Source organism: Xanthomonas sp. NCPPB 1128, from assembly GCF_001043115.1.
Classification (GTDB): domain Bacteria; phylum Pseudomonadota; class Gammaproteobacteria; order Xanthomonadales; family Xanthomonadaceae; genus Xanthomonas_A.
The window spans coordinates 33970-52870 of record NZ_LFME01000010.1 but is presented as its reverse complement, the minus strand read 5'-3'; the positions used below and the strand labels follow the sequence as shown (position 1 = coordinate 52870).

Annotated in this window: 14 protein-coding genes and 1 tRNA gene; 9 read left to right on the top strand and 6 right to left on the bottom strand. The window is 66.1% G+C overall.

The annotated features are described in order from the left end of the window. Positions 1-12: 12 nt before the first annotated feature. Both ACP93_RS08870 and ACP93_RS08865 read left to right on the top strand, forming a co-directional pair. Positions 13-1833, top strand: coding sequence for an autotransporter domain-containing esterase (locus ACP93_RS08870; protein ID WP_048490335.1), 1821 nt, complete (start codon positions 13-15; stop codon positions 1831-1833). A gap of 265 nt (positions 1834-2098) precedes the next feature. Beyond that, a tRNA-Gly gene (locus ACP93_RS08865) sits at positions 2099-2172 on the top strand. Between the two features lie 242 nt (positions 2173-2414). On the opposite strand, the gene ACP93_RS08860 is transcribed toward ACP93_RS08865, so the two are convergent. Then, positions 2415-3035, bottom strand: coding sequence for a histidine phosphatase family protein (locus ACP93_RS08860; protein WP_048490334.1), 621 nt, complete (start codon positions 3033-3035; stop codon positions 2415-2417). A gap of 229 nt (positions 3036-3264) precedes the next feature. Between ACP93_RS08860 and ACP93_RS08855 the strand changes: the two genes are divergently transcribed. Then, positions 3265-5289, top strand: coding sequence for a phosphocholine-specific phospholipase C (locus ACP93_RS08855; protein ID WP_048490333.1), 2025 nt, complete (start codon positions 3265-3267; stop codon positions 5287-5289). Positions 5290-5544: 255 nt separating this feature from the next. Here the strand turns inward: ACP93_RS08855 and ACP93_RS08850 are convergent, their stop codons facing one another. Then, positions 5545-7854: a TonB-dependent receptor family protein gene (locus ACP93_RS08850; protein ID WP_048490332.1), complete on the bottom strand. Its 2310-nt coding sequence runs from the start codon at positions 7852-7854 to the stop codon at positions 5545-5547. Positions 7855-8135: 281 nt separating this feature from the next. On the opposite strand from ACP93_RS08850, the gene rimK reads away from it, so the two are divergent. From rimK to ACP93_RS08830, 4 genes are all read left to right on the top strand, one after another. Further along, a complete protein-coding gene (rimK, locus tag ACP93_RS08845) occupies positions 8136-9029 on the top strand; it encodes a 30S ribosomal protein S6--L-glutamate ligase (RefSeq protein ID WP_048490380.1) in 894 nt (297 codons plus the stop codon). Between the two features lie 262 nt (positions 9030-9291). Next, positions 9292-9738: a hypothetical protein gene (locus ACP93_RS08840; protein WP_048490331.1), complete on the top strand. Its 447-nt coding sequence runs from the start codon at positions 9292-9294 to the stop codon at positions 9736-9738. Between the two features lie 14 nt (positions 9739-9752). Further along, the gene (locus ACP93_RS08835) at positions 9753-10430 is read left to right on the top strand and encodes a response regulator transcription factor (protein WP_010340533.1); all 678 of its coding nucleotides are present in this window, start codon (positions 9753-9755) and stop codon (positions 10428-10430) included. Further along, the gene (locus ACP93_RS08830; RefSeq protein ID WP_048490330.1) at positions 10423-11757 is read left to right on the top strand and encodes a sensor histidine kinase; all 1335 of its coding nucleotides are present in this window, start codon (positions 10423-10425) and stop codon (positions 11755-11757) included. Before ACP93_RS08835 ends, ACP93_RS08830 begins: the two co-directional genes overlap by 8 nt. Positions 11758-11843: 86 nt before the next feature. Here ACP93_RS08830 and coaE read toward each other — a convergent pair whose 3' ends face one another. The 3 genes from coaE to ACP93_RS08815 are packed head-to-tail and all read right to left on the bottom strand — an operon-like array spanning position 11844 to position 14610. After that, positions 11844-12467 (bottom strand): dephospho-CoA kinase, encoded by a 624-nt coding sequence (gene coaE / locus ACP93_RS08825; RefSeq protein ID WP_048490329.1) that lies wholly within the window; start codon positions 12465-12467, stop codon positions 11844-11846. A 13-nt stretch (positions 12468-12480) separates the two neighbouring features. Beyond that, positions 12481-13344, bottom strand: a complete 864-nt coding sequence (locus ACP93_RS08820; protein WP_010342233.1) for a prepilin peptidase — start codon at positions 13342-13344, stop codon at positions 12481-12483. A gap of 6 nt (positions 13345-13350) precedes the next feature. Continuing rightward, positions 13351-14610, bottom strand: a complete 1260-nt coding sequence (locus tag ACP93_RS08815) for a type II secretion system F family protein (protein ID WP_048490328.1) — start codon at positions 14608-14610, stop codon at positions 13351-13353. Between the two features lie 358 nt (positions 14611-14968). On the opposite strand from ACP93_RS08815, the gene ACP93_RS08810 reads away from it, so the two are divergent. Further along, complete coding sequence (locus tag ACP93_RS08810) at positions 14969-15376, top strand: pilin (RefSeq protein WP_048490327.1); 408 nt, start codon at positions 14969-14971, stop codon at positions 15374-15376. Between the two features lie 200 nt (positions 15377-15576). Beyond that, complete coding sequence (pilB, locus tag ACP93_RS08805) at positions 15577-17307, top strand: type IV-A pilus assembly ATPase PilB (protein WP_048490326.1); 1731 nt, start codon at positions 15577-15579, stop codon at positions 17305-17307. Positions 17308-17465: 158 nt separating this feature from the next. On the opposite strand, the gene ACP93_RS08800 is transcribed toward pilB, so the two are convergent. Continuing rightward, entirely contained in the window at positions 17466-18854 is a 1389-nt protein-coding gene (locus ACP93_RS08800) for a sigma-54-dependent transcriptional regulator (protein WP_048490325.1), read from the bottom strand. Between the last annotated feature and the right edge of the window lie 47 nt (positions 18855-18901).

Genomic DNA, 18901 nt, shown 5'->3' with positions numbered 1-18901 from the left:
GGGAGGGCTTCCATGACGTCGTCTATCCGTCCGCTCCGCTCGCTGCTCGCCGCCGCGATCGTGCTCGCCGCCGCGCCTGCATTCGCGCAGTCCACCTACAGCCGCACCGTGTTCTTCGGCGACAGCCTGACCGACGCTGGCTACTACCGTCCGCTGCTGCCGGCCTCGGTGCGTGCGGTGACCGGCCAGTTCACCACCAACCCGGACTTCGTCTGGGCGCAGTACGTGGCCGAGTACTACGGCACCAACGCCGCCGCCAACGGCAACGGCCAGATCGGCGACGACTATGCCGCCGGCAACGCCCGCGTCGGCGTGGCCAACCCGAGCGCGCTGGGCGTGGCGCCGTCGCTGGCGACCCAGGCCAGCAACTACCTGGCCGCCAACGGCGGCAAGGCCGACCCGAACGCGCTGTACTCGGTGTGGGGCGGTGCCAACGACCTGTTCGCCATCGCCGGCGGTGCGCCGGTGCAGGCCACCATCGGCAATGCCGTGACCGCCGAAGTGGGCATCGTCGCCAGCCTGCAGAACGCCGGCGCGCGCTACGTCATGGTCAACAACCTGCCCGACGTCGGCATCACCCCGCGCTTCCGCGCCGGCGGCGCCGCGGCGATGGCGCAGGGCACTGCCCTGGCCACCGCCTACAACACCGCGCTGTTCTCCGGCCTCAAGAGCGCCGGGCTGCGGGTGATCCCGGTCGACACCTTCCACCTGCTGCAGGAAGTGGTGGCGAACCCGGGCACCTACGGCTTCACCAACGTCACCGGTACCGCCTGCCAGCCGCAGATCACCGCGCAGTCGCTGACCTGCAACCCGACCAGCTACGTCAGCGCCGATGCTGCCGACACCTACGTGTTCGCTGACGGCGTGCACCCGACCGGCCGCACCCACGAACTGCTGGCGCAGTACGCGCTGTCGATCCTGGAAGGCCCGCGCACCCAGCAGATCCTGACCCACTCGGCGCAGATGGTCGGCCGCTCGCGCGCCGACCAGGTCGCCTGGCACGTCGACGGCCGCCCGGAAGCGGACGGCGTGCGCTGGTGGGGCAACCTGCGTGGCGACATGCAGCGCTACCAGCACGGCGACCTGTACGACGGCATGGCCCCGGCCGGCCTGTTCGGCGTGGACTGGTCGCGTGGCGAGTGGGTGTTCGGCGGCTTCGGCGGCTTCGGTCGCACCGATGCCGACTTCGGCAACCGCGGCGGCGACTACACCCAGGACGACAGCACCCTCGGCGGCTTCGCCGGCTGGTACGGCGAGCATGCCTGGGTCAACGCCCAGGTCAGCTACACCTGGCTGAGCTACGACGTCACCCGCAAGGTCAACCTCGGCCCGGCCACCATCGAGCACAAGGGCTCGCCGGACGGCAGCAACCTGACCGCGGCGCTGCAGGGCGGCTACGAGTTCGGCGAAGGCAGCTTCAAGCACGGCCCGGTGGCCGCGGCGATCTGGCAGAAGGTCAAGCTCGACGGCTACACCGAGAGCAACCCGAACTCCAGCGCGCTGGGCTACAGCGACCGCGACGTCGAGTCGATGGTCGGCCGCATCGGCTGGAAGGCCAGCATCGATGCCGGCATGGTGAAGCCGTACCTGCAGGCCACCTACGACCACGAGTTCAAGAAGAACCAGGAAGCCACCGCGTGGCTGCAGACCATGTCCGACCTGGGCGAGTACGCGGTGCCGGGCATCAACTTCGACCGCAACTACGCGTCGGTGGTGCTGGGCGCACGGACCAAGCTGTGGGGCTTCGAGAGCAACGTCGGCATCGCCACCACCACCGGCCAGTCGCGCGCCCACGACACCTCGCTGTTCGTGAACTTCGGCGGCAGCTTCTGAGCACCGCCCGACGTTGCCTGCCTTGTCCGGCTGCATGCCGGGCGGGGTAGGGCAGAGAGGGCGACGTAAACCAACGGCATTGGATGCCAGTTGTGGGAGGGGCTTCAGCCCCGACGCCTCGGAGTTCGAGCCGTCGGGACTGAAGCCCCTTTCGCATTCGGCGGGTCATGACCGCCGGCCGCTTCGGGAACATGGCGCGCTGCAACCCGCATCGCGCCGATTTCTTGCGCAACCCCCGGCCCAGCGCATAGACTGCACCGGCAACGCGGGCGTAGCTCAATGGTAGAGCTGTAGCTTCCCAAGCTACTGACGTGGGTTCGATTCCCATCGCCCGCTCCACGTCCTGCGAGCGTCTCGGCTGATTTTCCCGCTCCGCAATATCCTCGCCGCTCCGCAATTGCGCGTCGGTGTTGTCTTGGCGCCACTGCGCTTACGTAGGTAGATCGCGGTCGTCGTGACCGACTTGTGTCCCCATTGCGCCCGGGCTTGGCGGATGTCGCCGGCCGTACCGGCCTTCGCACTGCCTGCAGTTCTGCTCCTGCTTTCTTTCGGCAGTGTCGCGTGCACAGCACTCATCAAAGCTAAACGCGAAGCCCGAGCGTGTGATGGGTTTCGTTGAGGCGATGCAGGGTGAAGTCGCCTGCTTCGATCGTGATTTCATTTACGCAGCAAGGCTCCTGCTTGATGCGCCAGTAGCGCGCCAGCGGCAGCCCGAGGCATTGCAGGAGGATGATCCGATTGATGCTGTCGTGGCCAACCAGGACGACGGTCTGGCCGCTGTGATCATGCAGGATCGTGTGCAGCACCTTCATCGCGCGAACCAGCACGTCCGCCAGCGTTTCGCCTCCTGGAATCACGGCGAAATCCGGCGTCGCAGCCCAAGCCCGTGCGAGATCGGGCCAGCGCGCAGTCACCTCCTCGTGCGTCAGCCCCTGCCATTGGCCGTAGTCGATGTCGGACAGGTCGTCCAGGATCTTGGCCGGCACACCGGTTGCCTGCGCGATCGCATCGCCGGTTCGGATGCAGCGCGATAGTGGGCTGGTGTAGATCGCGTCCGGCGTCCAGCTTTGTGCCACACGCGTTGCCAAGGCCGCGGCCTGCAGTTCGCCGAGCTTCGATAGCGGCAGCTCCGCACGCCCACGGAACCGCTCGGGCGCAATCCAGTCGACATGCCCATGGCGGGCGAGGATCAGGGTGGTCATGACGCCTTTCTCTCATTGTCTTGTCGAACCAACGCTGAGCGCCACGAGCCAGTCGCGAAAGCCGGCTGTTCGACTGCCGCCGCAAGACTGTCAAGCCAGCTTCATTGACCAGCGCTAGGCTGGCCGACGCCTGAGCGTTCGCTCGTTGCCGGTGCTGCGTCCCGTGGTCGAACATAGCCGTCGTCGTTTTCTCGCCCGTGCGTCCCTGGCCCTGGGGGCCGGCGCGGCCATGCCGCTGCTGCCGGGCGTCATCCGCAGTGCGCTGGCGGTGCCGCCGGCGCGGGTCACCGGCACGCTGCAGGACGTGCAGCACGTGGTGATCCTGATGCAGGAGAACCGTTCCTTCGATCATTATTTCGGCTGCCTGCGCGGGGTACGTGGCTATGGCGATCCGCGGCCGCTGCGGCTGCCCAGCGGCAAGCCGGTCTGGTACCAGCCCGAGCGCAAGGGCGGCGACCGCTATGTGCTGCCATTCCGGCTCAACAGCCAGACCAGCAGTGCGCAGTGGATGAAGGATCTCAACCACGACTGGAAGGGTTCGCACGAGACCTGGAAGCATCACGACGCCTGGATCGCGCAGAAGAGTGCGATGAGCATGGGCCACTTCCAGCACGAGGACATTCCGTTCTACTACGCACTGGCCGATGCCTTCACCCTTTGCGACGGCTACCACGCCTCGCTGTTCGGCCCGACCAATCCCAATCGCATGTACATGTTCACCGGCACCAGCGGCCTGAGCGTCGGTAACGATGGCGAGCAGGCGGTGAACAACCGCGACGACGGCAACTGGACCGCGGACATGGCGCGCGACAATCCGCGCTTTCCCGGCTACACCTGGAGTACGTATTCCGAGCGCCTGCAGCAGGCGGGCATCAGCTGGCAGGTGTATCAGGAGTTCGACAACTACGGCGACAACAGCCATCCGTACTTCGCCAACTTCCGCAAGCTGGACCGTGCCTCGCCGCTGTACCGCCGTGGCCGCGCCATCGTGCCCGGCTCCACCGCCGACAATGCCAAGGCCTCGCGTGGCGAGCACTTGGTGGCAGCGTTCGCGCGCGACGTGCGCGCCGGCACGCTGCCGCAGGTGTCGTGGATCGTCGCGCCGTACCTGCTCAGCGAGCATCCCGAGGCGACGCCTGCCTATGGCGAATCCTTGAGCGCGCGTCTGCTGGAGGTGCTGGCGGCCGCGCCGGAGGTCTGGTCGAAGACCGTGTTCCTGATCAACTACGACGAGAACGATGGTTTCTTCGACCACGTGCCGCCGGCGTTGCCGGCGATCCGGCCGGAGCTGGGCGCCAGCAACGTGGACCTGCGTGGCGAGGACTATCACGGTGTGCCGGTCGGGCTGGGGCCGCGGGTGCCGATGCTGGTGGTGTCGCCGTGGAGTCGCGGTGGCTGGGTGAACTCGCAGGTGTTCGACCACACCTCGGTGCTGCGCTTCCTCGAATGCCGTTTCGGGGTGATGGAGCCGAACATCAATCCGTGGCGCCGCGCCGTCGCTGGCGATCTGACCTCCACGCTGGATTTCGTCGGCCACGATCCGGCGCCGGTGGCGTTGCCGGACACCCGCGACTACATCGCCCGCATCGACGCGACTGCGACGCTACCGCCGCCGCAGCGACCTGCACAGCAGGCACTGCCGGTGCAGGAGCCCGGGCAGCGCCCGGCGCGCGCGCTGCCCTACGATTTCGACGTGCGGCTGCAAGTGGATGCGGATGCGCGCATCCTGCGCATGCGCAACCGTGGCACTGTGGGCGTTGCGCTCAATGCCTATGCCGACGAGGGTGTGGCCGGACCCTGGTTCTACACGTTGGCTGCCGGCAGCGAGCTGCAGGATGCGCGTGCGTGGCGCGGTGATGCCAACGGCACGGGCTATGCGCTGCGCGTGCACGGGCCCAATGGCTTCCTGCGCGAGTTCCATGGTGACGGTGTCGGCGATGCCGGTCTGCAGGCCGAGGCCGACTACGATGCCGCCGCGCAATGCCTGCTGCTGACGCTGGACAATACTGGTGCGCAGCCGTGCGCACTGCGCGTGCGCGACGGGTACCGCGACGATGGCGGCGAGCAGGCGCTCACGCTGGCCGCTGGCGCCCGCACCGTCCTGCGTCTGCCGTTGCAGGCGCAGCACCACTGGTACGACCTGACCATCGACAGCGTGGCTTTCCCGCAATGGCGACGACGCCTGGCCGGACACATCGAGACCGGCCGCCCCAGCATGAGCGATCCGGCGATCGGCCGGGCGGTCGACGCGTAGCGATCGCCGCGGTGCAACGCGGGTAGCGGTTTTTGGCTGTACATGGTCGCGGCTGAAGCCGCTCCTACGGGCCATGCGGCTGTCGTAGGAGCGGCTTCAGCCGCGACCGCTTCTAACCCATGCGATCCGAAACGCCGGTCCATCCTGTCTGGCTACCTGTCGCGCAACACGTATTTGCCTAGCCCAAAACGCACACGCCGCCGCTGCGTGAGCAGCGGCGGCGCGCGGTGCCTTCCCTGGCGCTGTCGCGTCGGCTCAGAACTTGCCGTTGAAGGTGACGAAGAACTGGCGCGGCGCGCCGGCCATCAGCGTCTGGTTGTAGCCGTTGGGGTCGGAGACGACGTAGCCGTTGGTGCCGACGGTGGCGAAGTAGCGCTTGTCGAACAGGTTGGTCACGTTCGCGCTCAGCCCCAGGTTCTGGAACATGCCGACCTGGCCGAAGTCGTAGCCGGCGCTCAGGTCGAAGCGCCAATAGCTGGGCACCGACGAATCGTTGAGGTAGCTGATGTAGCGGCGGCCGGTGTACTTGCCGTCCAGCGAGGCGTGCCAGCCGGCGTTCTCGTAGGCCAGGCTGCTGGAGAACATCCACTCGGGGATGCCGACCACGCGCTTGCCGGAGGTGGCCACCACGCCGCCGTTGAGGTAGTCGTCCTGGTAGGTGGAATCGTCGTAGGACAGCGAGTTCAGCCAGCGCAGCTGTTCGATCGGGCGCCAGATCACCGCCAGGTCGGCGCCCTGGCTGCGCACCGAGCCGACGTTGTTGAGCGTGGCCGAGCAGGTCTGGATCGCGCTGCACGGCGAGGTCACCAGCAGGCGGTCGTCGAAGGTGGTGTGGTACAGCGCCAGCGACGCTTCCACGCCGCCGCCACGCACGCGGTAGCCCAGTTCGTAGGTCTGTGCGGTCTCCGGCTCCAGCGAGCCCTTGATCGCGTTGAACGCGGCCTGCGATTCCTGGAACGGGGTGAAGCCGAAGCCGGCCATGTTCTTGTTGTAGGAGGCGTAGACCTCCTGGTGCTCGTCGATCTTGAAGTTCACGCCCACCTGCGGCAGCAGGTCCGAATCGGCCTTGATCTCGCCGGCGGCGTTGGACGCGGAGGGCACCTGCGACTGCGCGGTGGTGTCGACGATCAGCTTCTTGGCGCCGAAGTTCAGGGTCAGGCGCTCGTCGAGCAGGCGCAGCGTGTCCTGCGCGTAGACCATGGTGGTGTCGGTGTCGTAGTGCTGGGCGAAGCCGCGCGCGAACAGGGTGCCGTTCTTGTTGAAGTAGTACAGATCGGTGAACGGGCCGTCGAGCAGGAAGTAGTTGCGCTCCTGCACGGTCTTGGCGTTCTGGTACCAGCCGCCGATCTCGATCTCGTTGCCGGCCACGGTGAAGTTCAACGAGCCGGTGACGCCGTGGCGGTTGAGTCGGTAGTCGGTGGTGCGCATCGACAGCGGCACGCTGGCCGAGGACGCGGCGTACGGCGTGGTCCACTGGCCTTCGCCGTTGTTGTCGTGGTAGTAGCCGGTCAGGTTCAGCGTGGCGCTGCCGCCGAGGTTGAACACGCCGCTGAGCGCGGCCAGGTTGTCGCGGCGCAGGCCGGCGCCGGAATAGTAGGACGCATCGGCCTTGCCGTAGTCGGCGGGCAGGCCGTTGAGATTGGCCGGGTAGCTGCCCTTGCCGTTGAGCGCGTTGGCGATCTGCACCGCGCTGTTCCAGTCCGGCATCAGGTAGTCCCAATCCCAGCCGAGGACCCGCTGCGAGGTCAGCGACAGGTCCATGATGTCGTATTCCTTGCGGTGCGAGCTGTCCAGGTACAGGCTGACCCGGTTGCCGTCGCCCCACTGGTACAGCGCCTTGGCGTTGGCCTGGTTGTACTCGTTGTTGCCGTAGCCCTTCCACTTGTCCATTTCGCCGTGCACCAGCGAGGTGTACAGGGAGAAGCCGTGGATGTCGCCGGTGTCGCCGCGCAGGTAGGTGCGGCGGGTGCTGTCGGAGCCGAGGGTCTGGCTGAAGCGGAAGCCGGCGTCGGCATCCGGATCGGCGGAGTAGTAGCGCACGGTGCCGCCGAGGTTGCTGCTCGAGGGTGTGCCCAGGCCGCCGGCGCCCTGCGCCAGTTCCACCGAGGCCACGTTCTCGGAAATGATCGCGCGGGTCACCTGCAGGCCATCGGTGACGCCGTAGCTCATGTTGCCCAGCGGCACGCCGTCTAGGGTGAAGCCGAGCCGGCTCTGGTCGAACCCGTGCAGGCTGATCGCGGTGGACCATTCGTAGGCGCCGAACGGGTCGGCCGACTGGAACTGCACCCCGGGCAGCTTGTCCAGCACCTTCAGCGCGCTGGTGCCGGGGGCGGCGATTCCGATGTCCTCACGGGTGATGCGCTGCACCTGGCGGGTGGTGCCGCTGGACACGACGGTGATCGCGTCGAGCATCGTCGCATCGTTGCCGCTCGCGCTGGCCGCCGCATCGGCGGTTGCGGTGGCGGCGGCCGGCGCGGTCTCGGCCAGCGCGGCGAAGGCCGGCAGGGCGGACGCGACGGCGAGCACCAGCGCGTGCGGGCGCAAGGATCTGGAAGTGGGGGTCATCGAAAGTCACCAATCATGAGGGGGAGACGTTCCGGACCTGCCGCGCGGGGCGCGGGCAGCCGGCACCGGGCCGGTACGCGGCCCGCCCGCCACGATGCAACGGTTTTGTGAACGTTTCGGGGCGGTCCGGTGTCGGCTGTGGGACAGCGCGCGGACCGCGGGTGACGGCGATCACCGCGCATCCTGGCCTTGCCATGCAGTCGGCGCCTGCGGCGACGCGTGGCATCGCAGCGCCGGTGGCGCGACGTATGATGCCGGGCCTGCCACCGCCGCCGCCTTCGATGAAGCTCGCCATCCTGTCCCGCAACACCAAGCTGTACTCGACCCGGCGCCTGGTCGAGGCCGGCCGCGAACGCGGACACACGGTGCGGGTGCTGGACCCGCTGCGCTGCTACATGCGCATCGCCGCCGGTGCTTTCACCATGCATTACAAGGGCAAGCCGATCACCGGCTACGACGCGGTGATCCCGCGCATCGGCAACTCGGTGACCCGCTACGGCACCGCGGTGCTGCGGCAGCTGGAGATGATGGGCGTGTGCACGCCCAATCCGTCCGACGCGATCCTGCGCGCCCGCGACAAGCTACGCGCGCACCAGCTGCTGGCGGCCAAGGGCATCGACATGCCGATGACCGTGTTCGGCGACAATCCGGACGACACCGGCGATCTGCTGTCCATGCTCGGCCCGCCGCCGCACGTGGTGAAGTTGAACGAGGGCACCCAGGGCACCGGGGTGATCCTGACCGAGAAGGCCAGCGCCTCGCGCGGCGTGGTCGAGGCGTTGCGCGGGCTGTACGCCAATTTCCTGGTGCAGGAGTTCATCGGCGAGGCCGAGGGTGCCGACCTGCGCTGCTTCGTGGTCGGCAACCAGGTGGTGGCGGCGATGCGCCGCACCGCACCGGAGGGCGACTTCCGCTCCAACCTGCATCTAGGCGGCACCGCCGAGCGGACCATGGCCAGCCGCGGCGAGCAGGAGGTGGCGGTGCGCTCGGCCAAGGCGCTGGGCCTGGGCGTGGCCGGCGTCGACCTGATTCGTTCCAAGCGTGGGCCGCTGGTGCTGGAGGTCAACTCCACGCCGGGCCTGGAAGGGATCGAGACGGTCTGCGGGCTGGATATCGCAGGCAAGGTCATCGAACACCTCGAAGCCTGCTTGAAGCGAAAGAAATCAGTGGCTTAGTGGCATCTGTGGTCGCTGGTTCTGGCTTAACGCGGGTTTAATTCCACCCTGCGTAAGCTTCGTCGGACCGCAGCTCTGCCCTCCTCAGCAGGAACGGTAATCGGGATAGAAAACTTTCGGCCCAGGCAGCCCTGCTGCCTGGGTCTTTTTGTTGGGCGATCACCAGCCTGCCTTCTCCGGCCGGCTGCTTGCGGCGGTGTTTGAGCCGGGGCTACATTGCGCGGTGCGTTCAATCTGCGAGGGGAAGGGGATGAAACGATCGATGGCGTTGGTGCTGGGCATGATCCTGGCGTGCACGGCGATGGCGGCGCCCAAAGGTGAGGCGCCCATGAACGTGAAGAAAGCGTTCGCGCAGCAACTCAGTACAATTCGGCAGCAATTGAACGACGGCAAGACCTATTCCGAAATCAATGCTGACGATCGCAGCAAGGTCGAAGCCGCATTGGTGCGAATGGCTGCGATACTCGACGCCCATCAGGACGTGGAGACCTTGAAGGAAGAGCAGAAGGTCGCGTTGTTCAACGACCAGGAAACGGTGAATACGCTGCTGACCAAGGCGGCGGCGGACAGCCGGATGGTATGCAGGCGCGAGGCCGTCACCGGTTCGCTGCGCACCACCACGCAATGCAGGACCGTGGCGGAACGCCGCCGCGACAACGAGGATGCGCAGGAACTGATGCGGCGCAATCCAACTGGCAAGTACGACTGACGGGGTAAATGTTGGTGCGAATTCTAGTGATCGAAGACAACAGCGACATCGCTGCCAATCTCGGCGACTACCTCGAGGATCGCGGTCATACCGTCGATTTCGCCGCCGATGGTGTCACTGGCCTGCACCTGGCGGTGGTGCACGAGTTCGATGCGATTGTGCTCGATCTCAACCTGCCGGGCATGGACGGCATCGAGGTCTGCCGCAAGCTGCGCAACGAGGCGCGCAAGCAGACGCCCGTGCTGATGCTCACCGCGCGCGATTCGCTGGACAACAAGCTCGCCGGCTTCGATTCGGGCGCCGACGACTATCTGATCAAGCCGTTCGCGCTGCAGGAAGTGGAAGTGCGGCTCAACGCGCTGTCGCGCCGCGGCAAGGGCGTGCACACCCGGGTGCTGGAGACCGGCGATCTGGAATACAACCTGGATACGCTGGAAGTGCGCCGCCAGGGCAAGCTGCTGCAGCTCAATCCCACCGCGCTGAAGATCCTGCAGGCGTTGATGGAGGCCGCGCCTGCGGTGGTGACCCGGCAGGAGCTGGAAACGCGTGTGTGGGGCGAGGAGCTGCCCGACTCCGACTCCCTGCGCGTGCATATCCATGGCCTGCGCGCGGTGGTGGACAAGCCGTTCGACGTACCGATGATCCAGACCCGCCACGGCATCGGCTACCGCATCGCCGCACCCGATGCCTGAAACGCCGGCGTTGCCGCGGGTCGTGCGGCGGCGCGGGCGCTATCGCCGCCGCCTCCGCAGCCGCATCATCCTCTCGTTCGTGCTGTTGGGCTTCGGCCTGACTGCGCTGTTCGCGTTCGCCACCAACTGGGCACGCGCGCGCGTGGAGAATCAGCTGGTCGAGGTGGTGCTGAACCGTAACATCGATGAGTACTCGCACCGGTTCTTCTCCGATCCGTCGAAGAATCCGGATCTGCCGGTACAGCAGATGGTCGGTCGGGTTGTCAAGAGCGACCGCTTCGAGGCGCTGCGGCGCGAGCAGCCGGAGTGGTACAACTTCTCCGACGGCATCCACAACGTGTCCGGCCGCGACGAAACCGGCAAGCCGTTCTCCTACAAGGTCGCGGTGCGGAAGACCCCGAACGTCTGGTTTTTCCTCGCCTATGACATGACCCAGACCATGCAGGGCGAGGTGCAGCTCAAGCGCACCTTGATCCTGTCGGTGCTGGTGTTCAGCGCGTTGTCGCTGGTGATCGGCTGGTGGTCGGCGTCGCGGGTGATGCGGCCGGTGTCGGACCTGGCGGCGCGCTTGCGCGCCTATCGCGGCAGCAGCGATCCCAAGCCGCTGGCGCCACACTTTCCCGACGACGAGGTCGGCCAGCTGGCCGAGGCGCTGGACGACTATTCGGCGCGCCTGACCGAAGTGGTGCAGCGCGACCGCGAGTTCAATGCCGACGTCAGCCATGAACTGCGCACGCCGCTGGCGGTGATCCGCGGCGCCACCGAGCTGCTGCTGACCCGTCCCAATCTCGACGAGAAGGTGCTGCAGCGCCTGCAACGCATTCAGCGTGCCGAACAACAGTGCAGCGACCTGATCGGGTCGTTGCTGTTGCTGTCGCGCAACGAGCGCGGACAAGGCCACAGCAACGTCGCCAAGGTGGCCGAGCAGTTGATCGAGTCGCATCGCGCACAGTTGGGCGGCAAGCCGCTGCAGTTGCTGCTGGAAGGCGAGCGCAACCTCACCATCGATGCGCCGGAAGCAGCGCTGTCGGTGGCGCTGGGCAATCTGATCGGCAATGCGGTCAAGTACACCCAGGAAGGACAGGTGGTGGTGCGGGTACTGAGCGATGCGGTGCAGGTGATCGATTCCGGCCCGGGCCTGAGCGAGGAGGACGCGGCCAAGCTGTTCCAGCGCGGCTACCGCGGCACGCATGCGGGCCATTCGCAGGGCGGCGGCATCGGCCTGTCGATCGTCAGCCGGCTCTGCGATCTCTATGGCTGGCAGGTCAACGTGCGTCCGGGTGCCACCAAGGGCGTGGTGGCGACGCTGTGGTTCAAGCCGGCCTGAGGCTGGCGACGACGCGTCGACCGCCGTAGGAGCGGCTTCAGCCGCGACCGAGCCTTATCGGAAAGCCCGGTCGCGGTTGGCAGCTCCTACGAAGACGCCTTGGCTGCAGCCAACGCACGGTACTCCCGGTCCAGTCTCTCCACTGCTTCCTGCAGCTCCGCCGCGGCGCCGTCGTTGGCCACCACATCGTCGGCAATGGCCAGGCGCGCGGCGCGGGTGGCCTGCGCCGCCAGCATGCGCTGCGCCAGGTCGGCGGTGATGCCGTCGCGTTGCATCAGGCGCGCGTGTTGCAGCGCCTCGGGGGCGTCGATCACCAGGATCCGGTCGAGCCAGGGATAGGCGGCGCGTGCGCCGACCTCGGTCAACAGCGGAATGGCCGCAATCGCATACGGTCCTGCGGCCTCACGGCAGCGTTCCTGCAGCAACTGGCGGATGGCGGGATGGGTGATCGCTTCCAGATCGTGGCGGGCCGTCGCGTCCTCGAAGATGCGCTGGCGCAAGGCCGCGCGATCGAGCTGCCCATCGTCCTGCAGGATCTGCGGCCCGAACCGCGCCACGATCTGCGCCAGCGCCGGGTGGCCGGGGGCAACCACTGCGCGTGCGGCGAGGTCGGCATCGGCGACGACGATGCCCTTGGCTTCGAAGCGGCGGCTCAGTTCGCTCTTGCCGGAAGCCACGCCTCCGGTCAGGCCGACGACGAAATCAGTCAAGCCGTGGGCTCCGTTAGCGCAGTCCCGACCAGCGCATGTAGGTCTCCACGATCTCGGTGCCCCAGAAGAAGGTGATCCAGCCGGCGATGGCCAGATAGGGGCCGAACGGGATCGGCGTGGCGCGGTCGCGGCCCTTGGCGGCCAGCCACAGCGACCCCAGGATCGCGCCGACCAGCGAGGAGATCAGGATGGTCGGCAGGATGCCTTTCAATCCGCACCAGGCGCCAATCGCGGCCAGCAGCTTGAAGTCGCCATGCCCCATGCCTTCCTTGCCGGTGATCTGCTTGAACAGCCACCACACCGACCACAGTGAGAAATAGCCGACCGCGGCGCCGAGCAGGGCGGGTTTGGCCGGCATGTACAGATTGTCCATGCTGCCGATCAGGCCGAGCCACATCAGCGGCAGGGTCAATTGGTCCGGCAGCAGGCGGGTACGCAGGTCGATGCCGGACAGCGCCACCAGGAAACAACTGAACACGATCGCGCCGAAGCCCTGCCAGCCGAAGCCGAAGCGCCACACGCTGGCGACCACCAACAGGCTGGTGAGCAGCTCCACCAGCGGGTACTGCGGTGAAATCGGCGCATGGCAGTAGCGGCACTTGCCGCGCAACGCCAACCAGCTGAACAGCGGGATGTTTTCGAACCAGGCCAGCTTGTGCTTGCAATGCGGGCAGTGCGACGGCTCCACCACGATGCCCGGCGGCGGCGGATCGTAGATGTCCGGTAACTCCAGGATCTCGCGCGAATCGCGCTTCCACTGCCATTCCATGCGCTTGGGCATGCGCAGGATGACCACATTGAGGAAGCTGCCCACCAGCAAGCCGAGGCCGGCCGCGGCCGGGAAGCCGAGGCCGGGGTGTTGATCGAGAAATGCCATTAATGCTTATCCAACGACGGAGGCCAGCTTGAAGATCGGCAGGTACATGCCGATGACCATGCCGCCGACGATGGTGCCGATGAACACCATGATCAACGGTTCCAGCAAGCTGCTCAATGCATCGACCGCGTTGTTCACTTCCTGCTCGAAATATTCGGCCACCTTGAACAGCATGGCATCCAGTGCGCCGGCCTCCTCGCCGATCGCGGTCATTTGGATCACCATGTGTGGGAACAGATTGGTCTGCTTCATCGCCATGTTGACCGGATAACCAACCGCCACGTCGTCGCGCATGCGCAGGACGGACTTCTCGTAGACGCTGTTGCCGGTGGCGCCGGCGACAATGTCCAGTGCCTCTACCAGCGGTACACCAGCGCGGAAGGTCACCGCCAGGGTGCGCGAGAAGCGCGCCACTGAACTGTTGTGCATGATCTGGCCGATAATCGGCACCTTCAGAATCAGCCGGTCCATGCCGTGTTGCATCGCTGGCGACCGCTTATAAGCAAAGGTAAAGCCGACGATGGATCCGATTAGCACAAACAGCAGCAGCCACCAATAGGCCACCATGAAGCGTGAGGCGGCCACGATCATTTGGGTGAATGCAGGAAGTTCGGCGCCGAAACCTTTGAAAACGTCCTCGAACTGGGGGACCACAAACACCAGCAGGATCGAGCTGACGATCAGGGCAACGGCCATCACCATGGCCGGATAGAACAAGGCCTTCTTGATCTTGCCTTTCAGCGCCTCGATGTTTTCCTTGTAGGTAGCAACCGTTTCCAGGACTGTCTCAAGTACGCCCGCGCCTTCGCCGGCCTTGACCAGATTGCGGTACAACTCGTCGAACTGCACCGGGTGCTTGCTGATCGCCTCGTACAGCGAGGAACCGCCTTCGATATCGGTGCGGATCTGGTCGACCATCTTCTTCATGCGCGGGTTCTTGTGCCCGCTGGCGATGATCTCCAGCGAACCCACGATGGGGACACCCGATTTCATCATCGTCGCCATCTGGCGGCTGAAGAAAGCGATGTCTTTTGTGCCGATCTTGCTGCCGCTCGCCCCGAACAGTGGCTTGGGCTTGGGCTTGACCACCGAAGGCGTGATGCCCTGCCGGCGCAACTCGGCGCGCAGCAAGTTGGCGCTTTTGGCGACCTGCTCGCCTTTCATCTTGACGCCACGCTTGTCGGTCCCCTCCCAGACGAAGGGCACCTGCTGACTGGTGCTGCGTGCGACCGGCTCTTTCTTGACTGCGCTGCGCGTTGCGGACATCAGGTCGTCTCCCCCGTCCGGCCATCCCCGGGCGGACATGTCCAGCATGGTATCGGTTTCCTGGACGTCTGGCATCCGCAGCGGCCGTCATCACCCAGATCGTGCTCCAGGGGTGACGCGGGACGTCACTTTCTGCCCCGTATGGGCGGATGGTCCATCCTGTCGCAAATTCTTGATTTGCCTGCACCTTGGTCTTTTGACTCAGGCATGATGCACTTCGGTAGGGGATTGGACACGCGCGAGAAGTTGGCACGCAGTCTGCTTCACTTACCCTTACGTGGCGCTCCGCCGCGGCGCTCGGGGAGTAGGATCCGCGGGCGAGTGCCCACCACTTACATTCCATCTCTAGGGGTTTGTTATGAAGAAGCAGCAGGGCTTTACTCTGATCGAACTGATGATCGTGATCGCGATCATCGCCATCCTGGCCGCCATCGCGCTGCCGATGTACCGTGACTATGTCGCCAAGTCGCAGCTCGCCGCCGCGCTCGCCGAAGTGAGTCCGGCCAAGACCATGCTGGAATCCAAGTTGCAGGAAGACAGCACCTTCGTTCCGGCCACTGCCGCGGACGTTGGCCTGCAGACCACCTCGCCGCGTTGCACCACCTTCGGCGCCACCGCCACCACCCTGACTTGCAACACCATCAAGGGCAATGACATTGTCGCCGGCGCGACCTTGACGCTGACTCGTGCCAACACCGGTGTCTGGACCTGCACGATCACTGGCGGTGCGGTGCTCGCCAAGCACAAGCCGAGCAACTGCACCTAAGCTAGTGCTCGCGGTTTCAAGAAGAAAAGGCCCTCATGGGCCTTTTCTTTTTTGTGCTCCCGTTGGTTGGTGTGGCGGTATAGTGGCGGTCGCGTTGGTTTGAAGCTGATCTCGGCTTTGAGCATGATCGTTCCAGCCGCGCTGATGGAGTTCGAACAGTCTGTCTGCATATTCGAGTTGAGGCTTCCGGGCAGGTATTCATGAACGCAATGACGAGCAACCTTGTCGGCATCACCGGTATCGCCCGCCGCCTCGTGCAGGACGGTGCGCTGGAGGAAGCCGCGGCGCGGGCCGCGATGGCCCAGGCGGCCGAGGCCAAAGTGCCGCTGCCGCAGTGGTTCTCCGAGAAGAAGCTGGTCACCGCCGCGCAGCTGGCCGCCGCCAATGCGGTGGAGTTCGGCATGCCGTTGATGGATGTCTCGGTCTTCGACGCCAGCCAGAACGCCATGAAGCTGGTCAGCGAGGAACTGCTGCAGAAGTACCAGGTGCTGCCGTTGTTCAAGCGCGGCAGCCGCCTGTTCGTCGGCATCAGCAACCCGACCCAGACCCGGGCGCTGGACGACATCAAGTTCCACACCAACCTGACGGTGGAGCCGATCCTGGTCGACGAGGACCAGATCCGTCGGACCCTGGAACAGTGGCAGGCCAGCAACGACTCGCTCGGCAGCGCCTTGGGCGACGACGAGGGCATGGACAACCTCGATGTCGGCGGCGGCGACGAGGACATGGGCAGCGGTGGCGACACCGGCATCGACGCCAAGGGCGAGGACACCCCGGTCGTCAAGTTCGTGAACAAGGTACTGGTCGATGCGATCCGCCGCGGCGCGTCCGACATCCACTTCGAGCCCTACGAGGACGACTACCGGGTACGCCTGCGCATCGATGGCCTGCTCAAGAGCGTGGCCAAGGCGCCGGTCAAGCTCAACCAGCGCATCGCTGCACGCCTGAAGGTGATGGCGCAGCTGGACATCGCCGAGAAGCGGGTCCCGCAGGACGGTCGCATCAAGCTCAACCTGTCCAAGAACAAGCAGATCGATTTCCGCGTCAGCACGCTGCCGACGCTGTTCGGCGAGAAGATCGTGCTGCGTATCCTCGACGGCAGCGCGGCCAAGCTGGGCATCGACAAGCTCGGCTACGAGCCGGAGCAGCAGAAGCTGTTCCTGGACGCGATCCACAAGCCGTACGGCATGGTCCTGGTCACCGGCCCCACCGGCTCGGGCAAGACGGTGTCGCTGTATACCGCGCTGGGTATCCTCAACGACGACACCCGCAACATCTCCACCGCCGAGGATCCGGTCGAAATTCGCCTGCCCGGGGTCAACCAGGTGCAGCAGAACAACAAGCGCGGCATGACCTTCGCCGCGGCGCTGCGCTCGTTCCTGCGCCAGGATCCGGACATCATCATGGTCGGCGAAATCCGCGACCTGGAGACCGCCGAGATCGCGATCAAGGCCGCGCAGACCGGCCACATGGTGCTGTCTACCCTGCACACCAACGACGCGCCGCAGACCATCGCGCGCCTGATGAACATGGGCATCGCGCCCTACAACATCACCAGTTCGGTGACCCTGGTCATCGCCCAGCGCCTGGCCCGTCGCCTGTGCAACAACTGCAAGCGCCCGGCCCAGCTGCCGGAAAATGCCTTGCTGGCCGAGGGTTTCACCGAGGCGGAAATCGCCGCCGGCATCCAGCTGTACGAGGCGGTCGGCTGCGATGAGTGCACCGAGGGCTACAAGGGCCGCACCGGCATCTACCAGGTGATGCCGATGAACGACGAGATCGCCGCGATCGTGCTGCAGGGTGGCAACGCCATGGACATCGCCAGCGCCGCGCAGAGGGTCGGGGTCAAGGACCTGCGCCAGTCGGCCCTGCTCAAGGCCCGCAACGGCATCACCAGCCTGGCCGAGATCAATCGGGTGACGAAGGACTGAGGGGCGGGGATTCGGGAGTCGGGATTGGGGATTGGCAACAGCGGCGCAGCGGCTTACGCCGCCGTCTGTTGCCTAGCCACTTCGCAGAGTGATCGGGGCTTGGAATCCGCTCTTCGCTCTTGCGAATCCCCAATCCCGACTCCCTAATCCCGGCCTTCCTACTCCATCCCCAGCTTCTTCAGCTTATAGCGCAACGCCCGAAAGGTGATGCCCAGCTGCGCGGCGGTGCGGGTCTTGTTCCAGCGGTTCTCTTCCAGCGCCTTCTGGATGGCGGCACGTTCGAGCTGTTCGATGTAGGACGGCAGGGCGGAGGAGCTCGGGTCGATGTCGACCACGCCGCGCGGCAATGCCGGGGCGGCTTCGGCGGCGCTGCGGGCGTGGTTGCCGGGTTGCGGCAGGCGCAGGTCGGTGGCGCTGATCTGGTCGTCCTCGGCCATCGCCAGGGCGCGTTCGAGGATGTTCTCCAGTTCGCGCACGTTGCCGGGGAAGGCGTAGCTGCTCAGGGCGTCCAGGGCGGAGGGCGACAGCAGCGGGGTGGGCCGGCCGTGGCTCTTGGCCAGCCGCGCCAGGATCGCCGCGGCCAGTTGCGGCAGGTCGTCGCCGCGCTCGCGCAGCGGCGGCACGCGCAGTTCGATGACGTTGATGCGGTAGTACAGGTCGTGGCGGAAGCGGCCCTCGGCGACCAGGTCGGCCAGATCCTTGTGCGTGGCCGAGAGGATGCGCACGTCCACCGGCACTTCGCTGGCGGCGCCGACCGGCCGTACCGACTTCTCCTGGATCGCGCGCAGCAGCTTGACCTGCATCGGCAGCGGCAGTTCGGCGACCTCGTCGAGGAACAGGGTACCGCCGTGCGCGGCCTGGAACAGGCCGGCCTGGTCGGCATGGGCGCCGGTGAAGCTGCCCTTCTTGTGGCCGAAGAACTCGCTTTCCATCAGTTCGGCCGGGATCGCGCCGCAGTTCACCGGCACGAAGGGGCCGGCGGCGCGGGCGCCCTGTTCGTGGATGGTGCGCGCGACCAGTTCCTTGCCCACGCCGGATTCGCCGAGGATGTAGACCGGTGCCTGGTTGCGCGCGACCTTGGCGATGGTGTTGCGCAGCGCGTCCATCGCGGCCGAGGCGCCGAGCAGGCGGCTGGCCTGTTCCGGCGGCGGCTGCGGCGGCGCGGCGCGGGTTTCGTTGTTGAGTTCCAGCGCATGCTTGACCAGGCCGCGCAGTACCTGGATGTCCACCGGCTTGCTGACGAAGTCGAAGGCGCCGGCCTTCAGCGCCTCCACCGCCAGGTCCATGCTGCCGAAGGCGGTGATCATCGCCACCGGCGTGCGCGGGTAGTGCTTGGCGATCTCGCTGACCAGTTCGATGCCGTTGCCGTCGGGCAGGCGCATGTCGGTGATGCACAGGTCGTAGGGGTTGCTCGCCAGCAGTTCGCGCGCTTCGGCGAGGTTGGCGGCGGTGCTGATGCGCAGCCCCATCCGGCCCAGGGTCAGGACCAGCAACTCGCGGATGTCGCGCTCGTCGTCGACGACAAGGGCGCTTCGGGTTTCGTTCATGTGCAGGGAAGATAGCGTAGGAACCGGGGCATGCGCCAATTTACCGG